Source organism: Mycobacterium sp. (assembly GCF_019247635.1).
In the GTDB taxonomy this organism is placed as follows: domain Bacteria; phylum Actinomycetota; class Actinomycetes; order Mycobacteriales; family Mycobacteriaceae; genus Mycobacterium.
This window is the reverse complement of record NZ_JAFBAR010000104.1, coordinates 41,116-67,500: the sequence shown is the minus strand read 5'-3', so window position 1 is coordinate 67,500 and position 26,385 is coordinate 41,116. Positions and strand designations below refer to the sequence as shown.

The following is a 26,385-nucleotide window of genomic DNA, read 5'->3' as shown; positions in this document are numbered from 1 at the left end:
TGTCCACCACCCCGTTTGGCGTCGCCGGCGCGGAGATGTTCGCCCGCTACGCCTACGCCCCCAACGCCTTGGGCTATTGCGGTCCCCCTCTGGGAGCGACGCTGCGCGACGGCTCGGTCGACGACGTGCGGAGGGCGGCGACGGGATTCTCCGGGGCATGGCCGTATTTGCGGGTGCTGTCCGCGCTGACCGGGATCGCTGACCCACTGGATTACCGTCTCGTTGAATCATATTGGCTGGGCGGTGGTGTCGGCGCCGAACTGGACCCAAAGAAGTTCTTCGACGAGCTGCTGGCCATCATCGGCCCGCAAGCCGGTCACTATTGGTCGCATCTGACCGACGAGTTGGCCTGCGAGGCGGCCGGCAACCACTGCTTCCACGTGTTCGGGGTGTATCCGTGGACCCGCTTTTTGGGGCGCGGTATGGACGAGCACCCGCTGGGCGTGCTGGACCATTGCCGAATCAGCTGGGGGACAGTGCTTTCCCGCGATGGTGACGACATCGAGGTGCTGTGTCAGCGACTTGCCTGGGACGGGGAGGCGCTGGGTTTGTCGCCGCCCGGCGCGCGCCGGCTGGACGTCTGGGCCGACGGCTACAGCGCGGTGCCCGATGTGGCGGTCGGCGACGAGGTGGCCGTGCACTGGGACCGGCTGTGCGGGCGCCTACAGCCCGAGCAGGTCGTCGCCCTGATCGACAGCACCAATCGCCAACTGCGGGTGACAACCCAGCGGCTGGCGCGAAGTGCCACGCCGACCCCAAACTGATGATGTGCCGGCTTCGATCTGCGACGTGTTACCCGCGGCGGCCGCGCTGCTTGGTGTCCCGGGTGCGCCAGACCGGCTGGCGGTGGCGGACTCGGTCGGCGACGTTGACCGCGTCGCGGTGGTGCTCGTCGACGGGATGGGTTGGCACCTGCTACCGGAGCTCACGCGTCACGCACCGCTGCTCGCCTCGGTTTTGACGGGTGACACGGGGCGCCTGAGCCAGCTCGTCTGCACGTTCCCGTCCACCACGCCGACCAGCCTGGTGTCGCTGGGGACCGGCGCGCCGCCCGGCCAGCACGGCATCTTGGGCTTCACCCTCAACATCCCCGGCACCGACCGGGTGGTCAATCACATCCGGTGGCGCGACGACCCGCCGTACCGCCAATGGCAGCCGCTGCCAACCTGGTTCGAGCGGATGGGGTGGGCCGGAATCAGCGTGCGCACCGTGCTGCCGGAATCGTTTGCCGGCAGCGGCCTCACCGACGCGGCCTATCGCGGCGCACGCTTTTGTCCGGCGCGTCCCGGCGACGACTATCCCCAGCAGTTGATCGACGAGCTACGCGCGAGTCCGGGACTGGTCTACGGCTATATCGCCGATCTGGACATCGCCGCGCACGTGTGGGGAATCGGTTCGGAGCGTTGGCATGAGGCGGCGACCCGCGTCGATGCGCTGTTGACCCGATTGGTCGATACCCTGCCCCCGGCTGTAGCGCTGCTGGTGACCGCCGATCACGGCGGCCTCAACGTTCCGCCAGACGCACGTTTCGATCTCGACCTGGACCCCCGGTTGGCCGCGGGGGTGCGCGTGATCGCCGGGGAACCGCGGGTGCGCTATCTGCACGTCGAGCCGGGCGCCGCGACGGATGTACACGCCACCTGGAGCGAGGTGCTGGACGGGCGGGCCGAGGTCTATACCCGCGAACAGGCCGTGGCCACCGGGATGTTCGGCCCGGTCAGCCCCAGACATCTGCGCCGCATCGGCGACGTCGTCGTCGTATGCACCGGCGATGCAGCGGTGCTGGCCACCGGACACGAGCCCCCGGAAACGGCTCGCCTCATAGGTTTTCACGGTGCGACCACGGCCGCCGAAATGGTGATTCCCCTGATTATCTTCAATCGCGGTTAGCGGTGTTCAATGACGCTCACCCCGGCGGGCCGACCTCAACGAACTCGTCGATGCGCTCAGAGGGGAGTGACGTAAGCAGAGCTGATGCCGCCGTCCACCAGGAACGTCGAGGCGGTGATGAACGACGCGTCGTCGCTGGCGAGAAACGCCACCGCGGCGGCGATTTCGTCGGGCTCGGCGAAGCGGCCCACCGGCACGTGCACCAATCGACGCGCGGCCCGCTCGGGGTCCTTGGCGAAGAGCTCCTGCAGCAGTGGGGTGTTGACCGGGCCGGGGCACAACGCGTTTACCCGGATGCCCTGCCGGGCGAACTGCACACCCAGCTCGCGTGACATGGCCAGCACCCCGCCTTTGGAGGCGGTGTAGGAGATCTGCGATGTCGCCGAGCCCAGCACCGCAACGAACGACGCCGTGTTGATGATCGAGCCGCTGCCGCGGGGCACCATGTGCCGCAACGCCGCCCGGCAACACAGGTACACCGATGTGAGGTTGACGTCTTGCACCCGCTGCCACGCCGCCACGCCGGTGTTCTCGATCAGATCATCCTCCGGCGGTGAGATGCCCGCGTTGTTGAACGCGATATCGACCGAGCCGCAGGTATCGGCCGCGGTGTCGAACAACGCGTTAACCGCATCCTCGTCGGAAACATCCACTGGCACAAACAATCCGGACAACTCGTCGGCGGCCGCCGCACCGGCAGTTGTGTCGACGTCGCCGACCACGATCCTCGCACCCTCCGCGTGCATCCGCCGGGCGGCGGCCAGGCCGATGCCGCCGCCGGCGCCGGTGACCACCGCGACCCGGCCGGCCAGCCGTCGGGTGAGGTCCACTAATCCTCCTTGATGGCAATGAACACGTTTTTAGTCTCGGTGAACTGCAACGGCGCGTCCGGCCCGAGCTCGCGGCCCAGACCGGATTGCTTGAAGCCACCAAACGGCGTGTTGAACCGCACCGACGAATGCGAATTCACCGACAGATTGCCGGCTTCCACCGCCCGCGACACGCGCAGCGCACGGGACAGGTCGTCGGTCCAGATCGAACCGGACAGCCCGTAGGCGGTGTCGTTGGCCAGCTCGATCGCGTCGTCCTCGTCCTCGAACGCCAACACGGTGACCACCGGTCCGAAGATCTCGTCCGTGACGGTACGCTCCGTGCGCCCCGGCGTCAGAACCGTTGGCGGAAACCAGAACCCACGCCCGGACGGCGCCGTGCCGCGAAACGCGACCGGAGCGTCGTCGGGCACGTAGGAGGCCACCTTGTCGCGATGCGCGGCCGATACCAGCGGACCCATCTCGGTGCTGCGGGACGCCGGGTCGCCGACGACGATGCGTTTGACCGCCGGCTCGAGGAGCTCCATGAATCGGTCGTATACGCTGCGCTGCACCAGGATTCGGCTGCGCGCACAGCAGTCCTGCCCGGCGTTGTCGAAAACCCCCGCCGGTGCGTTGGCCGCCGCGCGCTCCAGGTCGCAGTCGGCAAAGACGATGTTGGCACTCTTGCCACCCAGCTCCAGGGTCACCCGCTTGACCTGAGCCGCCGCGGCGGCCATCACGTTCCTGCCGACTTCGGTGGAACCCGTGAAGACGATCTTGCGCACGTCGGGGTGTCTCACGAAGCGCTCCCCGACCACCGCGCCTTTGCCCGGCAGCACCTGCAGCAGGTCTTCGTCCAGTCCGGCCTCGACCGCCAACTCACCGAGCCGGATCGTGGTCAACGGAGTCGCTTCGGCGGGCTTGACCAGCACGGCGTTGCCGGCTGCCAATGCCGGAGCGATCCCCCACGACGCGATCATCATCGGGAAATTCCACGGCGTGATCACCCCGACCACACCCATCGGTTCGTTGAACGTGACGTCGAGCCCGCCGGCGACGGGAATCTGCTTGCCGGACAATCGTTCCGGGCTGGCCGCATAGAACCGCAGCACGTCGCGGACGTGGCCGGCCTCCCATTCCGCCGAAGCGATCGGATGTCCCGAATTGGCCACTTCGAGTGCGGCCAGTTCGTCGACGTGCGCCTCGACCACCGTCGCAAAAGCTCTTAGGCCGGCGGCCCTTTCCGCCGGCGACGAACGCGCCCACCGCCGCTGGGCATCCCGCCCCCGCTGTACCGCGTCGTCGACGGCCGCGGCATCGGCGTGCTCGACCGACCCCAGGACTTCCTCGGTCGCCGGATTGATCAACTCGACCGCGGTCATTTCGCCTTGCCCGCGTACGACCGCGCGGCGTCCACCACGGCCGCGAACAACCGCAGGTCGTCCAGCGTCTCCTCCGGGTGCCATTGCACGGCGAGCACAAAGCTTTCCCCGGGCAACTCCAGCGCCTCCACCACTCCGTCGGCATCCCAGGCACTCACCACCAGGCCCGTGCCCACTTCGGCGACCGCCTGATGGTGGTAGCAGCGCACCTCGGTGGACTCCCCGATCAGCTGGGCCAGCCGAGTGCCGGCCACCGTGCGCACCGGCAGCGCGGTGAACACCGCGTTGCCGGCCCGATGCCCGTTGTGGCCCAACACATCCGGCAGATGTTGATGCAGCGTCCCGCCGAAGGCGACGTTGAGCACCTGCGCGCCGCGGCAGATGCCCAGCACGGGTAGACCGCGCTGCAGCGCACCATTCAACAGCGTCAACTCCCACGCGTCGCGCGCGGCGCCCGGCGAGTCGGTCTCCGGATGCGCCGGCTGGCCATAGACGACGGGGTCGACATCTTTGCCGCCGGTGAGCACCAAGCCGTCCAGGCTGTCGAGCACCCGCTCGGCCATCGCGGGATCCACCGGTTGCGGGGGGAGTAGGACCGCGATCCCGCCGGCCATGGTGACACCGTGAAAATACTGGGCGGGCAGAAAGCTCGCCGAGACGTCCCAGATACCGGTCTGCGCGCGGTCCAGGTAGGTGGTCAGGCCGACGACCGGCTTGCTCAGGATTGGCTCAGAGGCGTTCAAAACCCCGCATCCTTTCCCAGTCGGTGACCGCGGCGTTGTAGGCCGCCAGCTCCACGCGGGCGTTGTTCAGGTAGTGCGCGACCACCTGGTCACCGAACGCCTCACGCGCGAGCTTCGACGCCCCGAACGCCGCGGCGGCCTCGGTCAGCGTCGTTGGCAACCGCTCGACATCCGTGGCCTCATAGGCGTTGCCGGCGTGGGGGTCCGGCGGCCGCAGGCCTTGCTCGATACCGTATAGGCCGCCGGCGATCAGCGCAGCGACGGCGAGGTATTGGTTGACATCGCCGCCGGGAACCCGGCACTCGACGCGCATGCCGGGCCCGTGCCCCACCACCCGGAGTGCACACGTGCGGTTGTCGAGCCCCCATGCCAAGGCCGTGGGCGCGAAGCTGCCGTCGGCAAATCTCTTGTAGGAGTTGATGTTCGGCGCGTAGAACAATGTCAACTCGCGCAATGTGACCAACACGCCGGCGACGAAGCCGGCGAATGACTCCGACATGCCGTGTGCGCCACCGCTGTCGGCGAACACCGGTCGTCCGTCCTCACCGCGCAGCGAGAGGTGGATATGACAGCTGTTGCCCTCGCGCTCATCGTATTTCGCCATGAATGTCAGGCTCTTGCCGTGTTGGTCGGCGATCTCCTTGGCGCCGTTCTTGTAGATCGCGTGGTTGTCGCAGGTGACCAGCGCATCGCCGTACCGGAACCCGAGTTCCTGCTGGCCCCTGTTGCATTCGCCCTTGACGGCTTCGAACCGCAGACCCGCGCCCTGCATACCCCTGCGGATGTCGCGCAGCAGCGGTTCCATTCGCGACGACGCCAGGATCGCGTAGTCGATGTTGTAGTCGCTGGCGGGGGTCAGCCCGCGGTAGCCGTCGGCCCACGCCTGCCGGTAGGACTGGTCGAACACGATGAACTCCAGCTCGGTGGCGACGCAGGCGGCCAGTCCCCGCGCGCCGAGCCGATCCAGCTGGCGGCGCAGGACGGCGCGCGGCGAGACGGGGACCGCGCTGCCGTCGGCCCAGTTCAGGTCGGCCAACACCAGCGCCGTGGCCGGCAGCCAGGGAATCAGCCGCAGCGTGTCGAGGTCGGGCACCATCACCATGTCGCCGTACCCGGTGTCCCAGCTCGACATCGCGTAGCCGGACACGGTGTTCATGTCGACATCGACGGCCAGCAGGTAGCTGCAGCATTCGGCGCCGTGCGCGGCGACTTCGTCGACGAACAGGCGGCCATCCACTCGTTTGCCGACCAGCCGGCCCTGCATGTCGGTGAACGCGACGATGACGGTGTCGACTTCACCAACGCCGACCAGTTGTTCCAGCTCGGTCGTTGACAACGTCGGGGAACCCGGACCGGTCACGGCGCTTTTCTCGTGGCCCATGACCGTTAGTCAACCAGGGTCTACCAGGTACTGGTGCGCAACACGATCTCGGCGGCCAGCTGGGCGGTGGATTCCTGCGCGTTGCGTCGCCCGAGCTCGACGACGCGGTAGTCGGCGTACACGAACCGCTGGCTTTCGCGGGCCACCGCCCGTGCGGCGGCCGAGCTGGTCAAGACGGTGGTGCCGACCTCCACCGGCGGGCATTCGCTGTCGCCGATCACACCGTTGGCGTCGGGCGCGCGGGGGTGTCCGCGGTCGATCACCACCAATCCGACGAACCTGCCCACCCTGGTCGCGGCGAGCTGCCAGGCGAGTTCGCCGCCGGCGCGGTCGCCGACAACGACCGCCCAGCCGATTCCCAGGACGTCGAGGATGCCGATCACCGACTTGGGCGTCAGCCGCGGCTCGGGGGCGATAACGACGGTCCGGAGCGCGGCGGTATGCAAACGTTCGCACACCGCGTCGTAGGCGGCGGGGGCGCGGTGCTCGGCACCGAGAATGACCACGACGACGCCCTTTTCCGGACCGCTGACGCCTACTGGAACCGGAAACCCGTCGAGCGTGGTCATCATCGTGGGCACTTTCGCAAGCTACCGGCAATGGTCCTGCTTGGGGATGGTTTTCGTGCGTTCTCACGGCTCTGCCAGTTTTGCCGGCGCCGGTTCAACCCTGGCGCAAAGTGCTTACGACATACGGTCGCCGCGGCGGTCCGCCGCTCAGCAGGCCGCTGAGCGCGTCGATGTCGAGATGGGCCGCTAGCAAATCGGCGATCAGATCCAGTTGCGCGTCGCGGCGCGCCGACACGCTCACATCGTCGGCGACGACGAATCCGGTCCTGTGGGCCGCCTTCGCCGCCTCGGCGAGCCAGGCGCGGCGGAAATCGTCGTTGTCGAGCAGGCCGTGCCAATGGGTGCCGAAAACCGGGCCGCGAACTATTCCCTGCGGCCCGGCCTCAGAATCGACCTCGAACCACGCCGCATCGGCGCTGCGCGCCAGGCGGCCGTGATGGATTTCGTACCCGCTCAACGGCAGCTGCCAGCGGCGCAACACCTTGTCCGCGGCGAACACGACATCGGCGTCGAACAGCCCCAGCCCCTCGACCGTCCCGGCCCCGGACTCGACGGCGTCCTCGATGCGTTCGCAGAGCATCTGGAACCCCCCGCACAGACCCAGGACCGGCTTGCCCGCCCGCGCGTGCTCGACGATCCCATCCGCCAGCCCACGCTCGCGAAGCCAGGTCAGGTCGGCGACGGTAGACTTGCTGCCCGGGATCACGATCAGGTCGGTGTCGGCCAGATCGGCGGCTTCGGTGATCCAGCGCACCAGCACACCCGGTTCGCAGGCCAGCGCCTCGACATCGGTGGAGTTGGAGATCCGGGGCAGCCGGACCGCGGCCACGCGCAACCACTGGTCGCCGCGCGGTGGCGCCGGCGTTCCGACGACGCGGTGCGCGATCACCGACAGCGAGTCCTCGGCGTCCAGCCAGAGCTGGTCGGAGTAGGGCAGCACGCCGTACGTCGGTCGACCGGTCATGGCTTGCAGTTGCTTTAGGCCCGGTTGCAGCAGGGTGGGGTCGCCGCGGAATTTGTTCACGATGAAGCCCGCGATCAACGCTTGGTCGTCGGGTTCGAGCACCGCGACCGTCCCGAACAGGTGAGCCAGCAGGCCGCCGCGGTCGATGTCGCCGACCAGGACTACCGGCAGGTTGCCCGCCCTGGCCAGTCCCATGTTGGCCAGATCCGTCGCCCGCAAGTTGATCTCGGCCGGCGAACCAGCGCCCTCGCAGATCACCGCATCGAATTCCTTACGCAGACAAGACAATTCGGTGTTGACGATGCCCGCGAGCCGATCCCGATGCTGGTGGTAGCCGGCCGCGGTGACCGATTCGGCGACGTGCCCACGGATCACCAGCTGCGAGGTCCGGTCACTGCCCGGTTTGAGCAGGACGGGGTTGAACCGCACGCTGGGTTCCAGGCCCGCCGCCCGGGCCTGGATCGCCTGCGCTCGCCCGATCTCCCCGCCCTCGACGGTGACCATCGAATTGTTGGACATGTTCTGCGCCTTAAACGGTGCGACCCGCACACCGCGGCATGCCAGCAACCGGCACAGCCCGGCCACCACCACGGACTTCCCCGCGTCTGAGCTGGTGCCCGCGACCAGCAGCGCGCCGCTCACCCTGCTACGGCGAGCAGACGCAAAAGCCCCCATTTTCGGGCCGAAAATGGTGCTTTTGCGTCTGCTCGCGCCGGGGACCTCGCGGCCGGGGGCCTCACGGCAGCTCGCGCCGGGGACCTCGCGGCAGCTCGCGCCGGGGGCGTCACGGCAATGTCAGGATCTCGACGCCGGAATCGGTGACCAGCAGCGTGTGCTCGAACTGCGCGGTCCACTTGCGGTCTCTGGTGACCACGGTCCAGCCGTCGTCCCAGATCTCGTAGTCCAGCGAACCGAGGTTGATCATCGGTTCGATGGTGAACGTCATTCCCGGCTGCAGGACGGTCGCCACGGACGGCTGGTCGTAGTGCAGCACAACCAGGCCGTTGTGGAACGTGGTGCCGATGCCGTGGCCGGTAAAGTCGCGAACCACGTTGTATCCGAACCGGTTTGCATACGATTCGATGACGCGGCCAATAACCGACAGGGCGCGGCCCGGTTTGACGGCGTTGATTGCCCGCATCGTCGCCTCACGGGTCCGCTCGACGAGCAGCCGGTGCTCCTCGGAGACATCGCCGGCCAGATACGTCGCATTGGTGTCGCCGTGCACCCCGTCGATGTAGGCGGTGACGTCGATGTTGACGATGTCGCCGTCGGCGATCACCGTCGAGTCCGGTATGCCGTGGCAGATGACCTCGTTGAGCGACGTGCAGCACGACTTCGGGTAACCCTTGTAGCCCAGGGTCGACGGGTAGGCGCCATGGTCGACCATGTAGTGGTGCGCGATCCGGTCGAGTTCGTCGGTGGTGACGCCGGGTGCGACGGCCTTGCCCGCCTCGGCTAGCGCGCCCGCGGCGATTCGGCCGGCGACGCGCATCTTCTCAATCACCTCGGGCGTCTGCACCCACGGCTCGGTGCCCTCCTGCGCCGTTGACTTCCCGACGTATTCCGGACGCGGGATGAGGCTGGGCACCGGCAGCGTCGAAGACAGCACGCCGGGAGAAAGCGCGGTACGAACAGGCATCCCGTCAGCTTACGGGTGTGGCCGTGCGGGCGACGCGCCGTCGAGGCGTTGGTTCTGCGCTGAGGGCGGGGTCTTCTCGCACTTTTGCACCCTGGGCGCAGAGTCAACCGGCGAATCTGCCCAGCCGACGTCGAAATGCCCGGTGCGGTCCGCGGATGACCACGGAGCCGCAGGTCACCTGGCCCGTCAACACCACGTGCGGCCGGCCATCCGCCGGCGGATCTTTGCGGCGATCGCTGGCGCTGCCCACGTAGACCTCGACGTCGTCGAGCGAGGCGCTGGCGCCGTCGGGGAGTCGGAGGTCCAGTGAGCCGAACTTCATGTCGAGCTCAATGACCACCACCGGTCCGGCGAACCGGGCCTTCGTCAGGTCCAGGTCGATCGACCCCAGCCGTCGCACCAACGCAAGACGCGTGGGGACCGTCCATTCGCCGTGCCGCTTCAGCGAGCCGGCCCAGCCGCGCAACTCGACGCGATCGGTTGCGGACGTGACGATCGCGCCCGGGCCCGGCAGGTCGCCGACCAGACCGTCGAGCTCGATTCGGGTGCGCGCGTAGGAAACCCGCGACGAGCGCTGCTCGAACTCGTCGATGTCGATCAGTCCCAGCGCGACGGCGTTGTGCAGTCGCCGCATGGTCCCGTTGCGGTCGGCGTCGGAGACCCTCAGTGCCGCCGGAGCCGCGCGGTCGCCGCCGGTATCCGTCATGCTCGCAATTTACCCGCTGCTCCGCAGGCCCGGCTGCCGCCGCGCTTGCGGTCGCCACTACGCGAGATAGCCAGGCGGCAGCAACTCGAACATGGTCCTGGTCATCCGCACCGCATACTCCGAGCTGCCACCCCCGACGATCAGCGCCGCGAACGCCAGATCACCGCGATACCCGGCAAACCAGGAATGCGATCCACCCGGGAACTCGGCCTCACCGGTCTTTCCGTACACCTCGCCACAGCGAGCGATCTCCTTGGCGGTTCCGTTGGTCACCACCAGCCGCATCATGGGCCGCAGCGCGTCGATCATCTTCGGGGAAATCGGGGTGTTGTCCCCTTCGACCGTCGTCGGCCGGCCCGCGATCAGCTGCGGAACCGGGGTCTTGCCGGCGGCCACCGTGGCCGCCACCAGCGCCATGCCGAACGGGGTGGTCAGCACTTTGCCCTGGCCGAAGCCGTCCTCGGTGCGCTCGGCCAGGTCTACCGTCGGCGGGACCGACCCGGTCACGGTGCTGATGCCATCCACCTGATAGTCCAGCCCGATCCCGTACCGGCTGGCCGCCTGGGTCAGGCCGCGCGGCGGCAGTCTGCTGCTCAACTCGGCGAAGGTGGTGTTGCACGAACTCGCGAAGGCCCGCGACATCGGCACCACGCCCAGGTCGAACCCGCCGTAGTTGGGGATGGTGCGGTGGCCGATATCGATGTGGCCCGGGCAGCCCAGCATGGTGCTCGGGGTGGCCATGTCGCGGTCGATGGCCGCGCCTGCCGTGATCATCTTGAACGTCGACCCGGGTGGATACAGGCCGGTGGTGGCCAGCGGCCCGTCGGCGTCGGCCCCGGCGTTCTGTGCGATCGCCAGGATCTCCCCGGTCGACGGTTTGATCACGACGATCATGGCCTTGCCGCCCCGGGTGTCCACCGCGTGTTGCGCGGCGTTCTGCACGACCCGGTCCAGGGTGATCGACACCGACGGTGCCGGCGACGGCTCGACCTCGTGCAGCACGGCGACGTCGACGCCATTCTGGTTAACGCTGACCACCCGCCAACCGGCCTGGCCGTCGAGTTGGTCCATCACGGCCTTCTTGATCTCGGCGACGACGGCCGGGGCGAAGTGCGGATCGGTCGGCAGCACGTCGGCCTGCGGCGTGATCACCACGCCGGGCAGCTGGCCGATCACCGGAAAGACCTTGTCGTTGTCTTCGGGGTGCAGCGTGACCCCCAGGTCCACGGGTTGGGTCGAGGAGCTGGCCCGCTCGGCGAGCAGCTGCGGGTCGTTGAGCGCGTCCAGCGCGGGATTGAACGGGTGCAGGGCCTGAACCACGGCGAATGCCGTTCCGATCAACGCGGGCCCGGCTGCGGTGGCGTCCAGCGAGTAGTGGTACAGGTAGCCCGGCGCCAGCACGTCGGTACCGCCCAACTCGTTCACCGAGGCGCGCCGCGGCGGGTCGGCCCGCAGCGCGAAGGTCTGATGCTCCCCCAGCTTGGGATGCAGCCCGGTGGCGGTCCAACGCACCTGCCAGTGCCCCTCGTTGCGGGCCATCTTCAGCTGGCCGTCGTAGCTCCAGGTTCGGTTCTTGGGCAGATGCCAGGTGAAGCGATAGGCCACGGTGCCGGTGTCCTCCGCGTACTTCGTGCTGAGAACCTGCGCGTCCAGGTGGGTGGCCTGCAGTCCGGCCCAGGCGGCGTTAAGCGCTGCCCGCGCTTCGTTGGGGCTGTCGCTGGCCTGGGCAGCCGATGCGGTGTCGCCGACGGACAACGCGGCGAGGAACTTTTCGGCTGCCGGACCCGGCCCCTCAGGCCGCGGGGTACACCCCGTCAGGGCGAAAGCCACCAGCAGCAAGACGCAGGCGGCAGTTGAGGCCAGTGTTGTTCGAGTTGCCATCGGTGCTGATGTTAAGAACTGTGGCCTACACACCGGCGCAGACACACCGAGATGCAACCGTTACGAACGCGTACTTTCGCGCGCGTCAGTCCAACAGGACCGTCGCGAACGTGCCGACCTCCCTGAAGCCGACGCGGGCGTAGGCCGCCCGGGCCACCGCGTTGAAGCTGTTCACATACAGGCTGGCGATGCGGCCCGTGCCGACGATCACCGCCGCCAGCGTTGCGGTGCCGGTGGTGCCCAACCCCAGGCCGCGCCACTCCGGATGAACCCAGACCCCTTGAATCTGACCGACCGTCGGCGACTGCGATCCCACCTCGGCCTTGAAGACGACCTGCCCGTGCTCGAAGCGGGCCCACGCACGTCCGGCCGCGATCAGGCTGGCGACCCGACGACGATAGCCACGACCTCCGTCGCCGAGGCGCGGGTCGACGCCCACCTCGCCGATGAACATGTCAACGGCGGCCACCAGGTAGGCGTCCAGCTCGTCGGGCCGCACCTGACGCACGCCTGTGTCGAGCGCGCAATTCGGGTGGGCGGTCAGTGCCATCAGCGGCTGGTTGTCACGCACGTCGCGCGCCGGGCCCCAGGCCGACTCCAGCCGATGCCACATCGGCAATACCAAGTCGGCCCTACCCACCAGCGACGAACAGCGCCTCGATGCGCTCATCGCCTCGTCGGCAAAAGCGTTGAGATCGATCAGACCGCCGCGCAGCGGGATGAGATTAGCGCCGGCAAAGCACAGGGACTCCTGTGCGCCACGAAGCGTCCACAGCTCTCCGCCAATCGAATTGGCGTCGATGCCATAGTCGGCAACCCGGGCGGCGACCATGCAAGACCCGATCGGATCGTCGTCGAGTACCCGCCACACGGCTGCGGCATCACGCACCACGGACACCCGTCGCTCGCCAATCAGGCGAAAGATGGGCGCAGCCGACATCTCAGAACTCTCTGTGGTAGCGAACCGACAACCTAGAACGTGACTTGATTGGCCCCCATCAGCTTACGGTCACAACAGGCGAACCGCTCGGTGTTCCTTCTTCCGTCCCCTCGCCTTCACCCATTTCGCCGGCGAGTCGCATGGCCTCTTCGATCAGCGTCTCGACGATCTGGGCTTCGGGGACGGTCTTGATCACCTCGCCCTTGACGAAGATCTGGCCCTTGCCGTTGCCCGACGCGACGCCCAGGTCGGCCTCGCGGGCCTCACCCGGGCCATTGACGACGCAGCCCATCACGGCCACCCGCAGCGGTACGTCCAGGCCGTCCAACCCGGCGGTCACCTCGTTGGCCAGGGTGTAGACGTCGACCTGGGCGCGGCCGCAGGACGGACAGGACACGATCTCGAGCGAACGTGGCCGCAGGTTCAGCGACTCCAGGATCTGGGTGCCGACCTTGACCTCTTCGACCGGCGGCGCCGACAGCGACACCCGGATGGTGTCACCTATGCCCTTGGACAGCAGCGCGCCGAACGCGACTGCCGACTTGATCGTGCCCTGAAACGCGGGACCCGCCTCGGTGACGCCCAAGTGCAGCGGGTAGTCGCAGCGCGCGGCGAGCTGTTCGTAGGCGGCGACCATGACCACCGGATCGTTGTGCTTGACACTGATCTTGATGTCGCCGAAGCCGTGCTCCTCGAACAGCGACGCCTCCCACAGCGCCGACTCGACCAGCGCCTCGGGGGTGGCCTTGCCGTACTTCTCCATGAATCGCTTGTCCAGCGAGCCGGCGTTGACGCCGATCCGGATCGGGATGCCGGCCTCCCCGGCTGCCTTGGCGACCTCGCCGACCCGTCCGTCGAATTCCTTGATGTTGCCCGGGTTTACCCGCACCGCGGCGCAGCCGGCGTCGATGGCGGCGAAGATGTACTTCGGCTGGAAGTGGATGTCGGCGATCACCGGGATCTGGCTGTGCCGGGCGATCTCCGCCAGCGCGTCAGCGTCCTCCTGCCGCGGGCACGCAACCCGGACAATGTCACAGCCGGTTGCGGTCAGTTCGGCGATCTGCTGCAGCGTCGAGTTGACGTCATGGGTCTTGGTGGTGCACATCGACTGCACCGAGATCGGATAGTCGCTGCCGACCCCGACATCGCGCACCATGAGCTGGCGCGTGGTGCGTCGAGGGGCGAGAGTTGGCACCGGCGGCTGCGGCATGCCCAGGCCAATGGTCATTGGCGCCGCTCCTCAGCATGGCTCACTGAAACAGCCTGATCGGGTTGACCAGATCGGCGGTCACGGTCAACAGCATGTACCCGACCACAAACACCAACACCACGTAAGTCGCCGGCATGAGCTTGAGGTAGTTCACCGGCGCCGCGGCGACCATGCCGCGAGCCGAGCGGATGGCATTGCGGATCTTCTCGAACACCGCGATGGCGATGTGGCCGCCGTCGAACGGCAGCAGGGGGACCAGGTTGATGGCCCCCAGGATGAGGTTCAGCTGCGCCAGGAAGAACCAGAACGCCACCCACAGACCGTGATCCACGGTGTCACCACCGATGATGCTGGCGCCGACGACACTCATTGGCGTCTGCGGGTCACGCTGTCCGCCGCCAATGGCGTGCACCAGCGCACCGACCTTGGTCGGGATCGTGACCAGTGACTTGCCCACCTGGACGGTCAGATCGGCGGTGAATGCGAAGGTAGCGGGCACGGCGGAGAAGAGACCGTACTGCGTGGGCGCAAGCCTGGGAGCACCGACGCCGATGGCCCCCACGGTGGCGGGTTGAGGTTGGCTGCCCTGCCCGTTGGCGACCCAGCGGCGGGTCGGTTCGACCTGAACATACGTAGTAATTGTTTTGCCGTCGCGCTGCACGACGACCGGAACGGTGCCGTGCTGCTTGCGCACCGCGGCGGCCATCTCGTCGAAACTGGACACCGGGGTGTCACCGACCCTGACCACCACGTCCCCGGTTCGGATTCCGGCCTGTGCCGCCGGACCGGGACCGTCACACTTGTCCAGCTTACCTGCGGTCATTTCCGGTGCAACACAACCGGTTTCGCCAATTACCGCGTTGGTCGGAGGATGCAGGTTGGGCAGTCCCCAGATGATCGCGACGACATAGATCAACACCAGGCAGATCACAAAGTTCATGCCGGGCCCGGCGAACAAGACGGCAACGCGCTTCCACGTCGCCTGCTTGTACATCGCGCGCTCGGTCTCGTCGGGTGCCAGCTCCTCGACCGAGGTCATGCCGGCGATATCGCAGAAGCCGCCGGCCGGAACGGCCTTGACGCCGTATTCGGTTTCACCGCGCCGGGTCGACCACAGCGTGGGACCGAAGCCGACGAAATACCGACGCACCTTCATGCCGGTCACGCGTGCGGCCCACATGTGGCCGCATTCGTGCAGCGCGACCGAGATCAGGATGGCCAGCGCAAACAGCACAATGCCGAGAGCGAACATCATCTTGCCGTCAGGACCTTTCCAAAACCATTCCGGAGGCGCGCTGCGCTCGCTGGCGGGCCCAGCGCTGCGCTTCGAGTACGTCATCCACGGTAGCGGGTTCGACGGCCCATTGGTCGGCAGCGCGCAATACCTCGGCGATAGTGCCCACGATGGCGGGGAATTCGATCCGGCCCTGCAGGAATGCCGCCGCGGCTTCTTCATTGGCGGCGTTGTAGACGGCAGTCAAGCAACCGCCGGCCTTGCCGGCCTGCCGGGCTAGATCGACGGCGGGGAACACGTCGCTGTCCAGCGGCTCAAACTCCCAGGTCGAAGCGGTAGAGAAGTCGAGGGACGCGGCCGCGCCGGCGACCCGGTGCGGCCAGCCGAGCGCCAGCGCGATGGGCAGTTTCATGTCCGGCGGGCTGGCCTGGGCCAGGGTCGAACCGTCGATGAAGGTGACCATCGAATGAACAATCGACTGGGGGTGCACGACGACTTCGATGCGGTCGTAGTCCACGCCGAACAGCAGGTGAGTCTCGATGAGCTCGAGCCCCTTGTTGACCAGCGAGGCGGAGTTCAGCGTGTTCATCGGCCCCATCGACCAGGTCGGATGGGCACCGGCCTGGTCCGGCGTGACGTGCTCTAGGTCGGCGGCTGACCAACCCCGAAACGGACCGCCCGAGGCGGTCAGCACCAGCTTGGCGATCTCGTCGGGGCTGCCGCCGCGGAGGCACTGGGCCAGCGCGGAATGTTCGGAGTCGACGGGCACGATCTGGCCGGGCCGCGCCCTGCGCAGCACCAGCGGACCGCCGGCAACCAGCGATTCCTTGTTGGCCAGCGCCAATCGGGCGCCCGACTCCAGCGCGGCCAGCGTAGGCCGCAATCCCAGCGCCCCGACCAGCGCATTGAGCACGACGTCGGCCTCGGTCTCCTCGACCAACCGGGTGGCCGCGTCGGGTCCGCGGAACGGGACGTCGCCGACGATCTCGGCTGCACGATCGTCGGCGACGGCGACGTTGTTCACGCCCGTGTCGGCACGCTGGCGCAGGAGCGTCTCCGGGTTGCCGCCGCCGGCCGCCAGCCCCACCACCTCGAACCGGTGGGGGTTGGCGGCGATGACCTCCAGCGCCTGGGTGCCGATCGATCCGGTGCTGCCCAGGACCAGCACCCGTACGCGCTCGGCGGTCTGTTTGGTCACCTACACATTGTGCCCCGCTTTGCAATGCCGAGCGTGTGCCAGAATGTTGCGAACGTCTCCGAAAGGAATCGCCGTGGCCAGTACCGAGGTGGAGCCCTTCAGCGGTGTCGACGCCGCTGAGGTGCCGTCGGCAGCGTGGGGGTGGAGCAGAATCAATCACCGCACCTGGCACGGCGTGGGCGCGTTCGCGTTTCTCTTTCTGCTGGCGATGCTGCGCGGCAACCATGTCGGTCACATCGAGGACTGGTTCCTGATCGGATTCGCCGCGTTCGTGCTCGTTGTGCTCGTGCGCGACTTGTGGGGCCGACGCCGCGGCTGGCTCAGGTAGCAGCTACCTGCTCAGCACGATGGATGCTGACGTCTCCGGAGCCACTGCGCACCTGTAGGGCCAGCGTTTGGTCGCCCCGCTCTGGGCCGTCCGACGGCCGCAGGTCGTTGGTGACGACACCAGATCCGGTGACGATGTCGAGCCGGACCGCGGTGCCCTCGCTCACCCCGAGCGTGACATTACCGCTGCTGGTGTGCGCCGATACCGAACCGCAGATGGCCGTGGCAAGCGTCACCGATCCCGAGGCAGAGCGCGCTTTCACGTCGCCACACAGCCGGGCGACGGCGAGCGAGCCGCTGGCTGCCTTGAACTTCAGATCACCGTCGAGATCGCCGATAGTCACGTCACCCGATGCGGTCGCGACTGAGACGCCACCCTCGACCCGGCGGACGGTCAAAGATCCAGATGCGTTGGCGGCCTTGAGCTTTCCGGTGACGACGTCGATGTCGACGTCGCCGCTTGCCCCGGCCACCTTGACGTCGGCGAATTCCCCCTCGGCGTGCAAATCGGCCGACGCCAAGGAGGCGTGCAACCGCGACCGCGACGGCAGCGCGAGGTGAAGGTCGACGGCCCCGCCTCGGAAGAGGGGTAAGCCGCACCTCGCGGCGGTCACGTCCAGCTTGCCGTTGCGGAACTCCACGCGCGTGTGCTCCGCCGCCCAGACGTCGGAGCTACACGATTCGTCGCGCGGGCGCACCTCGACGACGGTGTCGGTGCGGTCAGTCGCGACGAGTCGGATCGAGCCACCGCCGGCTTCGATGCGCACGGCGATCGGCTCGGGAGTCGGGAAGGTCGGCATTTCTTTCTCCTTGGGAATCAGCGCACCCAACCGGTTATCCGGTGGCCGGTGCTACGGGTGGGGTGGGATGCGGGCTGGCTGGCGGCAGCGGCGGCGCGCACCAGCCAGGAGTTGAGCGAGGCGCCCTCCCTGCGGGCGGCGGCCTCGACGGACGCCCGCAGACCCTCGGGGAGGCGGAGGGTCACCCGCCAGGTGCCGCCGTCGTCGTCGTATTGAGCAATGAACACCTTGTCCGCGTCGGCGGGGTCTTCCCAGGCCGGCTCGTCGATCGGGGCGCTGACGATGAACTCCGGATCACGGCCCCGCAGGCGAACCTCGACGGATCGAGGTGCCAGTTCGCCGGTGATCTCTTCGGCGGCCGCCGACAGCGCTTCCAGCAGTGCCAGCCGGATGGCCGACTCCAGGGGGGCACTCAGCCGGTCGGCCAAGTCCTGCGCGTCCACGCCGGCGGCCGCGGCGGCCAGGTTCAGCTCGTGACGGACCGCGTCGACGTATGGTTGCAAATCCATAGTGTCATGATGACACTATATTGATGTCATCTGCAAGACCTAATGGTGTCAGTGTCGCACCCGTCGATACCACGAAGTCGCGAGCAACCCGACGATCAGCGCGAACAGTGTCAGAATCCACGGCCACCCGCCATGCTGGTGCACCCAGCCGGCCAGCGCGCCTTGCACGCGGCCGGCGGCGGTGATCACGCCGTCGTGCGGATTCGCCACCAAACCGCCGAAGAGCCGCAGTTCGTAGACGCCGTAGTAGCCAATGTAAAACCCGACCAGCACCAGCAGCACGCCACTGATCCGGTTGACGAACGGCAACACCCGGCGCAGGCGCTTGGCCAGCGCCGAGCTTGCGGTCGCGGCCGCGACGGCCAGCACCCCGACGACCAGCGTCAGGCCCGCGGTGTAGGCAAGGTAGATCGAGAGCCCCTCGGCCGGCGAGCCGGCCCGCAGGCCCGCCCCGGTAACCGCGAGAAACGGTCCGATGGTGCATGACAGCGACGCGATCGCATAGCTGACGCCGTAGCCGTACATCGACGCCACCCGTGAGGTGGGCGCCCAGCGCACGCCCAGTGGGCGAGGCGTCAGCGCAGTGATCTCTCGGCCCGAAAGTAACCAAAGACCAAGGGCGGCAAGCAATACGCCGATCAGCACCGTCACGTACGGCACGTACTTCTGCACCGTTGTGGCCGCCGCTATGGTCAGCGCCCCGAACAAGCCGAACACCGTCAGGAAGCCGAGCGCCATTCCGAGGGTGGCGGCCAGCGCGCGGCCCAGCGGCGCCAGGCCCTGAGACCGTTCGCCGCGCACCACAAGAAGCAGGTACGCCGGCAGCATGGCGAAGCCACACGGGTTCAGCGCCGCCACCAACCCGGCGGCAAAGGCCAGACCGATCAGTCCCTGGTTCACTTCAGCGCGGCCACCCGGCCGGACAGCTCCTGCTGGGACATGGCCGAGGTGGGGTTGTTCACGAACGTCGACGAACCGTCGGCGCGATAGAACACATACGCCGGTTGCCAGGGCACGTTGTAGCGGGCCCAGATTGAGCCGTCCGCGTCATTGAGGTTGGTGAAGTTGAGGCCGTACTTCGATACGAAACTCTGCATTGCGCCGACGTCCGAATGTGCGGCGATGCCGACGAAGGTGACGCCGGGATTGGCCGCCGCGACCTGGCCGACGCCGGGCGCCTCGGCGTTGCAGAAGGGACACCACGGCGTCCAGAACCACAGCACCGCAGGCCTGCCCTGCAGGCTTGCGCCGTTGAAGGGGGCGCCGCTCAGGGTGGTGCCGGCGAACTGCAGACGATCGTCGGCGCCCTGGGCTCGCGGCGCGGTGCCCAGCGCCAGGATCAGGACTAGGGCGACCAGGGCCGCCGCTGCCGCGGCAACCACTCTGCTGGTTAAGGACGTGCGAAGAATCATTGGGCTGACCTCATTTGCTAAGGGTTACGCCTTGAAGACGTATTACCCGGCACAGCGGTTCAGCCGGCGCGCTGTTTACCGGCTTTCCGCCGCCAGCTGCCCACAAGCGGCGCTGATCTCGCGGCCGCGGGTGTCGCGCACGGTGCACGACACCCCTTTGGCGCGAACCCGCCGCACGAACTCGCGCTCGGCCGGCTTTGGGCTGGCATCCCACCGGCTGCCCGGGGTCGGGTTGAGCGGGATCAGGTTGACATGAACCAGCGCGCCCAGCGCCCGGTGCAGCAGTTTGCCGAGCAAGTCGGCCCGCCAGGGTTGGTCGTTCACCTCGCGGATCAACGCGTACTCGACGGACACCCGCCGACCGGTGCAATCGGCGTAGTACCGCGCAGCGTCCAGCGCCTCGCCGATGTTCCAACGGGTGTTGACGGGAACGAGCGTGTCACGCAGTTCGTCGTCGGGTGCGTGCAGCGACAACGCCAACGTCACCCCGAGCCGTTCGTCGGCGAGTTTGCAGATCGCCGGTGCCAGTCCCACCGTCGATACCGTCACTGAGCGCGCCGATATGCCGAAGCCGGAAGGTTCGGTGATGCGTTGCACCGCCGCGACCACCCTGGCGTAATTGGCCAGCGGCTCCCCCATGCCCATGAAGACCACGTTGGACAGCCGGTCACCGTAGCCGTCGCGCAGCCCCGCCGCGCCGTGACGCACCTGTTCGAGGATTTCGGCGGTCGACAGGTTTCGGTTCAAACCGCCCTGGCCGGTGGCGCAGAAGGGGCAGGCCATGCCGCAGCCGGCCTGCGAGGAAATGCATAGCGTATTGCGTTTCGGGTAGCGCATCAGCACCGACTCGAAGGTGGTGCCATCGATAGCCCGCCACAACGTCTTTCGCGTCTCGCCGGCATCGCAGGTGATTTCCGTTGCCGGCGAGAGCAGCGTCGGGAACATCGTCTGCGCGATCTGGCCGCGGACGGCTGCCGGTAGGTCGGTCATCTCGCGCGGATCGGCGATCAGGCGGCCGTAATACTGGTGCGCAAGCTGCTTGGCCCGGAACGCCGGGAGGCCCAGTTCGACGACGGCGGCCGCGCGGCCCTCCGCGTCGAGGTCGGCCAGGTGGCGCGGCGGCTTGCCGCGCCGGGGTGCCTCGAACATCAACTCTTGGACCATGATCTGTCCAGTATCAGGGCAACAGCGTCAGCACTGTCCAGGCCGCCACCGAAGAAGGAAGGATGCCGTCGAGGCGATCCATCAGGCCGCCGTGACCGGGCAGCAGCCGGCCCATGTCCTTGATCCCGAGATCGCGCTTGACCTGCGACTCCACCAGGTCGCCCAGCGTGGTGGTGAGCACGAACAGAACACCCAGCAGCGCGCCGACCCACCACGCCTTGTGGACCAGCAACGTCGTGGTGAGGATTGTCGTCGTGATCCCGCAGATCAGGGACCCGACAAACCCCTCCCAGGACTTGTTCGGGCTGATCATCGGCACCATCGGATGTCTGCCGAATAACACCCCCACGGCGTAGCCGCCGACGTCGGACGCCACGACCGCGAGCATCATGCAAAATACCCGCGCCGAGCCGTTCGGCGGATAGATCAGCAACGCGGCGAACGACGCGAACAGCGGCACCCACGCAGCCAAAAACACGGTGGCCGACACATCGCGCAAATAGTCACTCGACGACGGCGGGCCGGTTGCCGCCCCGTCCTGCCCGCGGGCCTGCATGAGCAGCCGCCAGATCATGCAGACGACGACCATGCCGCCGAATCCCGCCAAGGCGCCGACGGCGTGGAACCACCACGTCAGCCAGACGGTCACCTGCCCGCCGATCAGCAGTGGGATGACCGGAATCAGATACCCGGCTTCCCGCAGGCGCCGCACCACCTCGTGGCTGGCGATCAGGATCGCTCCAGCGCAGAACGCCACCCAGAAGCGCGGCGCCCACACCAACGCCGCGATGAGGACGGCGCCGATGCCCGCACCGACCGCGATGGCGGCGGGCAGGTCGCGACCCGCCCGCGACTTTTTCTTGGCCGTTTCCTGCCCCGGCTCGTCGGGCGGATTGCCGGCGCCGGCATCGGTGGTAGCCACGGACTAAACGGACTTAGCTGCTGAGCGGCCGCTAGACCTCCAGCAACTCGCCTTCTTTGTGTTTGACCAACTCATCAATCTGGGTCACGTACTGATGTGTGGTCTTGTCCAGATCCTTCTCCGCGCGGCCGACGTCGTCCTCCCCCGCCTCGCCGTCCTTGCGGATGCGGTGCAGTTCCTCCATCGCTTTGCGACGGATGTTGCGCACCGAGACCTTGGCGTCCTCACCCTTATGTTTGGCCTGTTTGACCAGCTCGCGCCGGCGCTCCTCGGTGAGCTGCGGCACCGCCACCCGGATCAGGGTGCCGTCGTTGGTGGGGTTCACGCCGAGGTCGGAGTTGCGAATCGCGGTCTCGATGGCATGCAGCTGGCTGGTCTCGTACGGCTTGATGACGACGTGGCGCGCCTCGGGGACGTTGATGCTGGCAAGCTGCGTGATCGGGGTGGTGGCGCCGTAGTAGTCAATGGCGATCCGCGAGAACATACCGGGGTTCGCCCGGCCGGTCCGAATGGTCGACAGATCGTCCCGCGCCACCGACACGGCCTTCTCCATTTTCTCTTCGGCGTCGAAGAGAGCCTCATCTATCATCTGCGCCGCTCCTCCTCATCGCTACGCTCTGCATCGTCGCCAGCGCGAATCATTGCCGCCGCTATTCCCCGCAAGCGGGAGGTGCCCCACCTCATCGCTACGCTCTGCATCGTCGCCAGCGCCGCTCCTCCTCAAGTGGTGACCAGCGTTCCGATTTTCTCACCGGCGACCGCACGGGCGATATTCCCATCGGTCAGCAGATTGAACACCAGAATCGGCATGCCATTGTCCATACACAGGCTGAATGCGGTCGCGTCGGCCACTCGCAGGCCGCGATCGATCACCTCACGGTGACTGATCGCGGTGAGCAGTTCGGCCTCCGGGTTTTCCCGCGGATCCTCGGCGAACACCCCGTCGACCGCCTTTGCCATCAGGACCACGTCCGCGCCGATCTCCAGGGCCCGCTGCGCGGCCGTCGTGTCAGTCGAGAAGTAGGGCAGCCCCATGCCGGCGCCGAAAATCACCACCCGACCTTTCTCCAGGTGACGAACGGCCCGCAACGGAATATATGGTTCGGCGACCTGGCCCATGGTGATCGCGGTCTGAACTCGGGTGGCGATGCCTTCCTTCTCCAGGAAGTCTTGCAGCGCAAGGCTATTCATCACAGTACCGAGCATGCCCATGTAGTCCGACCGGGTGCGCTCCATGCCGCGCTGCTGCAGTTGCGCGCCGCGGAAGAAGTTGCCGCCGCCGATCACGACCGCGACCTGCACGCCACCGCGGACCACTTCGGCGATCTGACGGGCGACCTGCGCTACGACATCGGGGTCAAGCCCGACCTGGCCGCCACCGAACATCTCGCCACCGAGCTTGAGCAGTACTCGCGAATATCTGGACGGTGAAGACGCCTGCACGCCGTTGGTGCTGCGCCCGACATCAGACTCCGTCATCAGACTCCTCGCATGAGAGTGCCATCTCGGCGACCACCCCCAGGACGGCCCTTCACATCCTGCCTCATTGTCGCGCTGCGCCGTGGGCGGGGTGCAGTGTCTGCGCAGTTGGAGTAGGCGCCAGCGAGATCACCAGTGGGATGTTTGAGGCTCCGGCGGGGCGGGAATCCGCTCCCACGCGGCGCACCGCGATCTGTGAGTTTTCACGCGATCCACGGTTTTGAGAAACAAGGACCGGGACGCACCGCGCACCGGCCGATAGCTAAGATCGGCCCTGAGCGCGAGGCGCTCAGCCATCAGAGGCTATCGACGGAAAGGAATTTCATGGCGGACGACAACAAATCGGGACCTGCCGAGGCCGTGAAGGGCGTCGTTGAGGACGTCAAGGGCCGGGTCAAGGAGGCCGTTGGCGCGGTGACAGGTCAAGATGACCTCACCCGCGAGGGCCAGGCCCAGCAGGACAAGGCCGAGGCACAGCGGGATGCGGCAAAGAAGGAAGCCGAAGCAGAGGCGGCGCGCGGCAGCGCCAAGGTCGCGGAGGAACGCCAGAAGTCCAACCAATAGCTCGTCGGAAATGGTGGGCCCGGTCTGGAAACGGACCGGGTCCATCGATTTGTAGGCTCATCTTGAGCAAATCTGCGTGCGGGAGCTCCCGGCGCAGTGGGGCTTGTCGACAAATGCCAACTAGACACAGTTGGAATAGTTCCGCGTTCAAAGGGGTACAACAGCGCAGTACTGCAGGCACCTCCGCGGAGGTGACCTACGCCTAAGGGGGGCAGCGGGCGAGCCCGCGAGGGTTGGGAGATGTCGACTTGGACGCTCTATTACTTACGGATGAAGCCGATTTCGAGGCGGTGTTGCCGACGCTGCGGTCGTTCGCGGAGTCGGTCCGCCGTGAATCCCTGGCCGACGACCAAGACCGGCCGGACGGTCATCTGCAAAGCGTGGATGTCGCGATCATCGATGCACGCAGCGATCTCACGGCGGCGCGCCGCGCATGCCGTCAGCTGGCCGCGACCGCTCCGGCCATCGCCGTGGTGGCCGTCGTAGCGCCCGAGGACTTTGTAGCCGTCGACGTCGACTGGAACTTCGACGACGTGTTGCTGGCCGCCGCCTGCGCCGCCGAGTTGCAGACTCGGCTACGGCTGGCGATCGCCCGTCGGCGCAACGCGCAAGAGGGCTCGCTGCAGTTCGGTGACCTAGTCCTTCACCCGGCGAGCTATGGTGCGACGCTCGCGGGCAGCGATCTCAACCTCACACTCACCGAGTTCAAATTGCTGAATTTCCTTGTGCAGCATGCCGGTCGGGCGTTCACTCGAACCCGGTTGATGCACGAGGTCTGGGGCTACGACTCCAGTGGTCAGGTCCGTACGGTCGACGTTCACGTGCGCCGCCTGCGCGGCAAGCTCGGCAGCGGGCACGAATCGATCGTGGAGACCGTGCGCGGCGTCGGCTACATGGCGGTGACCCCGCCCCAGCCCCGGTGGATCGCCGGTGATCCGGTCCTGAGTCCTGCCTGGGCATCGGCACCGGCGCCAGACTCCGTCGCGCAGTGACTCATCCGAAAACGGGCAGCGCCCTTCTGCGTGCCAGCGCGTCCATTCCGCACTGAATGCTGTCCTGGACCTCGCGGTACTTGCCGTCGATGTATTCGTCGTCATCGGCGCGTGCAGCATCGTTATCCACCTCTATGGCGGGCATGAAGCGGGTCCTGATCTTTGCCGGCAACGGGAGCTGCGGCAGGGCGGCCGGGGCAATCCCCCACGGCAACGAGATAGCCAGCGGGAACACCTTGAGCCGGAACAGGCGATCGAGTCGCAGAACCCGCGACAGCCAATCACCGCGGATAAGCACCGGCATCGCGTCGGCACCACCGACGGTCGCGATCGGCACGATCGGCACGCCGGCGCGAATCGCCATCTTCACGAAGCCTTTTCGACCCGCGAGGTTGGCCCGGTCGCGCTCGGTCCACGGACGCAGTGAGTCCACCTCCCCGCCGGGCCACAACGCCACGTCCCGCCCCTCCGCCAGCGCTGTGGCAATCGCGTCGGGCGCGGCGGGAAGCACCCCCATCGATCGGAAGTACCGCCCGATGCCAGGAATCGCCATCAACGAATCGTGAGCCGTGCCGTGCAACGGGCGCGCCGGACCGAATCGCCGCCACCATTGCAGACCCACGGTCCACGCGTCCCAGACAAATGGAGCGCCGGAATGAATGCCGATCAACAACGCCGGCGGGTCGGGAATATTGTCCCAGCCGTCTATCTCCATCCGGAACCAGTAGTCGACGAGCAGATTCCAGAAGAACTTCTGCCGCTGAAGCGTTTTCTCGTCCTGGCCGTCGAGGTCCCATTCGCCCGCGCGCTTGGCGACCCAGCCGGCGAGCCCACCTTCCTGTTCATCACGTCGGTCGCGCATCGTCGCCCGCGCCTGTTCGGCGTGCTGCTCGGCCTGCGCGCGCACAGCGGCTGTCCTGTGATCGGCGTCACTCATGGCCGTTGCATACCCCGCTACGGTCGTCCCCAAGCGTGCACCTCCCCGCGCCACGGGCCGTGGCGCGGGGAGGTATGTCAAACCGGGTTTAGGTGTGTGCCGGGCTAGGCAGCGCACCCGGTGCCGGGCTTGAGGTCGGCGCACTGGGCGCCACGGACCCCGGCACGTTCGACGTCCACATCAGGATGTCCTGCAGTCCGTCGTTGTAGACGATCCCATTCGGCGGCGCGCCGGTCACGTCGAAGTACAGCGTGCCGGTCGACTCGTTGCCTTGCGCGATCGGGGCCGGGTTCAGGCCATTCGGAACCTCGACCTTGTCGATCAGACGGTACGTCTGGCCGTTAGGCCCGCGAGCACTGAAGTCTCGCACCATAGGGGTAACGGTTCCGCCGTCCGACCTGACCGTGATGTCTGCCTGGTAGAGCGTCCCCTTCGGCGTGTAACCGGGAATAGCAATGGTGCTCTGCTGCAGGTTGCTCACCGTGTAGGCGGTAACCAATGGCCCGTCGACTAGCGATTCGCTGGCCCCGAATCCTTGGATGTTCGGTGCAGCCGAGGCTGTTCCGGCGGCGAAAACGCTTACCGCCGCTATACCCGCGGCACCAAGAGCCGTCTTAGCGGCAGTAGTGGTGAACTTCACGGTAACTCCTTTTCTTCTCGTGTTGTTAGCAGTCGCCCACTTTGGCAGGGCGATAAACCGCACCCGTTCGGCATAACCAAACCATCG

General features: G+C 67.2%; 28 protein-coding genes. 5 read left to right on the top strand and 23 right to left on the bottom strand.

Going from position 1 to position 26,385, the window contains the following annotated elements; genetic code table 11:
• Nucleotides 1-35 precede the first annotated feature (35 nt).
• Complete coding sequence (locus JO236_RS17175) at nt 36-764, top strand: DUF6390 family protein (RefSeq protein WP_293333206.1); 729 nt, start codon at nt 36-38, stop codon at nt 762-764.
• A gap of 4 nt (nt 765-768) precedes the next feature.
• Nucleotides 769-1,890 carry an alkaline phosphatase family protein gene (locus JO236_RS17170; RefSeq protein ID WP_293332904.1) on the top strand — a complete coding sequence of 374 codons (1,122 nt, stop codon included), beginning with the start codon at nt 769-771 and terminating at the stop codon, nt 1,888-1,890.
• 56 nt (nt 1,891-1,946) lie between these two features.
• Here the strand turns inward: JO236_RS17170 and JO236_RS17165 are convergent, their stop codons facing one another.
• The 13 genes from JO236_RS17165 to dxr form a co-directional block, all read right to left on the bottom strand.
• Nucleotides 1,947-2,720 (bottom strand): 3-oxoacyl-ACP reductase, encoded by a 774-nt coding sequence (locus JO236_RS17165; RefSeq protein WP_293332902.1) that lies wholly within the window; start codon nt 2,718-2,720, stop codon nt 1,947-1,949.
• Nucleotides 2,720-4,084, bottom strand: a complete 1,365-nt coding sequence (locus JO236_RS17160) for an aldehyde dehydrogenase family protein (RefSeq protein WP_293332900.1) — start codon at nt 4,082-4,084, stop codon at nt 2,720-2,722. The genes JO236_RS17165 and JO236_RS17160 overlap by 1 nt, the downstream gene beginning before the upstream one ends.
• A complete protein-coding gene (locus JO236_RS17155) occupies nt 4,081-4,827 on the bottom strand; it encodes a gamma-glutamyl-gamma-aminobutyrate hydrolase family protein (RefSeq protein ID WP_293332897.1) in 747 nt (248 codons plus the stop codon). Before JO236_RS17155 ends, JO236_RS17160 begins: the two co-directional genes overlap by 4 nt.
• Nucleotides 4,814-6,187: a glutamine synthetase family protein gene (locus JO236_RS17150; protein ID WP_293333203.1), complete on the bottom strand. Its 1,374-nt coding sequence runs from the start codon at nt 6,185-6,187 to the stop codon at nt 4,814-4,816. Before JO236_RS17150 ends, JO236_RS17155 begins: the two co-directional genes overlap by 14 nt.
• A gap of 41 nt (nt 6,188-6,228) precedes the next feature.
• The gene (locus JO236_RS17145) at nt 6,229-6,780 is read right to left on the bottom strand and encodes an alpha/beta hydrolase (protein WP_293333200.1); all 552 of its coding nucleotides are present in this window, start codon (nt 6,778-6,780) and stop codon (nt 6,229-6,231) included.
• 91 nt (nt 6,781-6,871) lie between these two features.
• Complete coding sequence (locus tag JO236_RS17140; RefSeq protein WP_293332895.1) at nt 6,872-8,383, bottom strand: cobyric acid synthase; 1,512 nt, start codon at nt 8,381-8,383, stop codon at nt 6,872-6,874.
• 142 nt (nt 8,384-8,525) lie between these two features.
• Nucleotides 8,526-9,383, bottom strand: a complete 858-nt coding sequence (gene map / locus JO236_RS17135; RefSeq protein ID WP_293332893.1) for a type I methionyl aminopeptidase — start codon at nt 9,381-9,383, stop codon at nt 8,526-8,528.
• Nucleotides 9,384-9,486: 103 nt separating this feature from the next.
• Nucleotides 9,487-10,089, bottom strand: a complete 603-nt coding sequence (locus JO236_RS17130; RefSeq protein WP_293332891.1) for a DUF1707 SHOCT-like domain-containing protein — start codon at nt 10,087-10,089, stop codon at nt 9,487-9,489.
• 57 nt (nt 10,090-10,146) lie between these two features.
• Nucleotides 10,147-11,970, bottom strand: coding sequence for a penicillin-binding transpeptidase domain-containing protein (locus JO236_RS17125; protein WP_293332889.1), 1,824 nt, complete (start codon nt 11,968-11,970; stop codon nt 10,147-10,149).
• A gap of 85 nt (nt 11,971-12,055) precedes the next feature.
• Complete coding sequence (locus JO236_RS17120) at nt 12,056-12,910, bottom strand: GNAT family N-acetyltransferase (RefSeq protein ID WP_293332887.1); 855 nt, start codon at nt 12,908-12,910, stop codon at nt 12,056-12,058.
• Nucleotides 12,911-12,968: 58 nt separating this feature from the next.
• Entirely contained in the window at nt 12,969-14,138 is a 1,170-nt protein-coding gene (gene ispG / locus JO236_RS17115) for a flavodoxin-dependent (E)-4-hydroxy-3-methylbut-2-enyl-diphosphate synthase (RefSeq protein WP_293332885.1), read from the bottom strand.
• Between the two features lie 22 nt (nt 14,139-14,160).
• Nucleotides 14,161-15,375, bottom strand: coding sequence for a M50 family metallopeptidase (locus JO236_RS17110; RefSeq protein ID WP_293333197.1), 1,215 nt, complete (start codon nt 15,373-15,375; stop codon nt 14,161-14,163).
• A gap of 7 nt (nt 15,376-15,382) precedes the next feature.
• On the bottom strand, nt 15,383-16,552 hold the full coding sequence (gene dxr / locus JO236_RS17105) for a 1-deoxy-D-xylulose-5-phosphate reductoisomerase (protein WP_293332883.1): 1,170 nt from the start codon (nt 16,550-16,552) through the stop codon (nt 15,383-15,385).
• Nucleotides 16,553-16,625: 73 nt separating this feature from the next.
• Here dxr and JO236_RS17100 point away from each other — a divergent pair, with 73 nt between their 5' ends.
• Nucleotides 16,626-16,880 carry a DUF2631 domain-containing protein gene (locus JO236_RS17100; RefSeq protein ID WP_293332881.1) on the top strand — a complete coding sequence of 85 codons (255 nt, stop codon included), beginning with the start codon at nt 16,626-16,628 and terminating at the stop codon, nt 16,878-16,880.
• On the opposite strand, the gene JO236_RS17095 is transcribed toward JO236_RS17100, so the two are convergent.
• The 8 genes from JO236_RS17095 to pyrH all read right to left on the bottom strand — a co-directional run bounded on the left by JO236_RS17095 (nt 16,873) and on the right by pyrH (nt 23,165).
• Nucleotides 16,873-17,679 carry a DUF4097 family beta strand repeat-containing protein gene (locus JO236_RS17095; RefSeq protein WP_293332879.1) on the bottom strand — a complete coding sequence of 269 codons (807 nt, stop codon included), beginning with the start codon at nt 17,677-17,679 and terminating at the stop codon, nt 16,873-16,875. The two genes, JO236_RS17100 and JO236_RS17095, sit on opposite strands and share 8 nt — an antisense overlap.
• Before the next feature lie 17 nt (nt 17,680-17,696).
• Nucleotides 17,697-18,188 (bottom strand): histidine kinase, encoded by a 492-nt coding sequence (locus tag JO236_RS17090; protein WP_293332877.1) that lies wholly within the window; start codon nt 18,186-18,188, stop codon nt 17,697-17,699.
• Nucleotides 18,189-18,236: 48 nt separating this feature from the next.
• Nucleotides 18,237-19,088: a cytochrome c biogenesis CcdA family protein gene (locus tag JO236_RS17085; protein WP_293332875.1), complete on the bottom strand. Its 852-nt coding sequence runs from the start codon at nt 19,086-19,088 to the stop codon at nt 18,237-18,239.
• Nucleotides 19,085-19,570 carry a protein disulfide oxidoreductase gene (locus tag JO236_RS17080; protein ID WP_416362271.1) on the bottom strand — a complete coding sequence of 162 codons (486 nt, stop codon included), beginning with the start codon at nt 19,568-19,570 and terminating at the stop codon, nt 19,085-19,087. Before JO236_RS17080 ends, JO236_RS17085 begins: the two co-directional genes overlap by 4 nt.
• Before the next feature lie 105 nt (nt 19,571-19,675).
• Nucleotides 19,676-20,764 (bottom strand): 23S rRNA (adenine(2503)-C(2))-methyltransferase RlmN, encoded by a 1,089-nt coding sequence (gene rlmN, locus JO236_RS17075; RefSeq protein WP_293332871.1) that lies wholly within the window; start codon nt 20,762-20,764, stop codon nt 19,676-19,678.
• Between the two features lie 13 nt (nt 20,765-20,777).
• Nucleotides 20,778-21,686, bottom strand: coding sequence for a phosphatidate cytidylyltransferase (locus JO236_RS17070; RefSeq protein WP_293332868.1), 909 nt, complete (start codon nt 21,684-21,686; stop codon nt 20,778-20,780).
• A 31-nt stretch (nt 21,687-21,717) separates the two neighbouring features.
• Nucleotides 21,718-22,275, bottom strand: coding sequence for a ribosome recycling factor (frr, locus tag JO236_RS17065; RefSeq protein WP_293332865.1), 558 nt, complete (start codon nt 22,273-22,275; stop codon nt 21,718-21,720).
• 131 nt (nt 22,276-22,406) lie between these two features.
• The gene (gene pyrH / locus JO236_RS17060; RefSeq protein WP_293332862.1) at nt 22,407-23,165 is read right to left on the bottom strand and encodes a UMP kinase; all 759 of its coding nucleotides are present in this window, start codon (nt 23,163-23,165) and stop codon (nt 22,407-22,409) included.
• Nucleotides 23,166-23,489: 324 nt separating this feature from the next.
• On the opposite strand from pyrH, the gene JO236_RS17055 reads away from it, so the two are divergent.
• Nucleotides 23,490-23,729 carry a CsbD family protein gene (locus JO236_RS17055; RefSeq protein WP_293332859.1) on the top strand — a complete coding sequence of 80 codons (240 nt, stop codon included), beginning with the start codon at nt 23,490-23,492 and terminating at the stop codon, nt 23,727-23,729.
• Between the two features lie 248 nt (nt 23,730-23,977).
• Nucleotides 23,978-24,721, top strand: a complete 744-nt coding sequence (locus JO236_RS17050; RefSeq protein WP_293332856.1) for a winged helix-turn-helix domain-containing protein — start codon at nt 23,978-23,980, stop codon at nt 24,719-24,721.
• 1 nt (nt 24,722) lies between these two features.
• On the opposite strand, the gene JO236_RS17045 is transcribed toward JO236_RS17050, so the two are convergent.
• Together JO236_RS17045 and JO236_RS17040 are read right to left on the bottom strand one after the other, a co-directional pair.
• Nucleotides 24,723-25,658, bottom strand: a complete 936-nt coding sequence (locus JO236_RS17045; protein WP_293332853.1) for a lysophospholipid acyltransferase family protein — start codon at nt 25,656-25,658, stop codon at nt 24,723-24,725.
• 88 nt (nt 25,659-25,746) lie between these two features.
• On the bottom strand, nt 25,747-26,298 hold the full coding sequence (locus JO236_RS17040) for an MPT63 family protein (protein ID WP_293332850.1): 552 nt from the start codon (nt 26,296-26,298) through the stop codon (nt 25,747-25,749).
• Nucleotides 26,299-26,385: the final 87 nt, after the last annotated feature.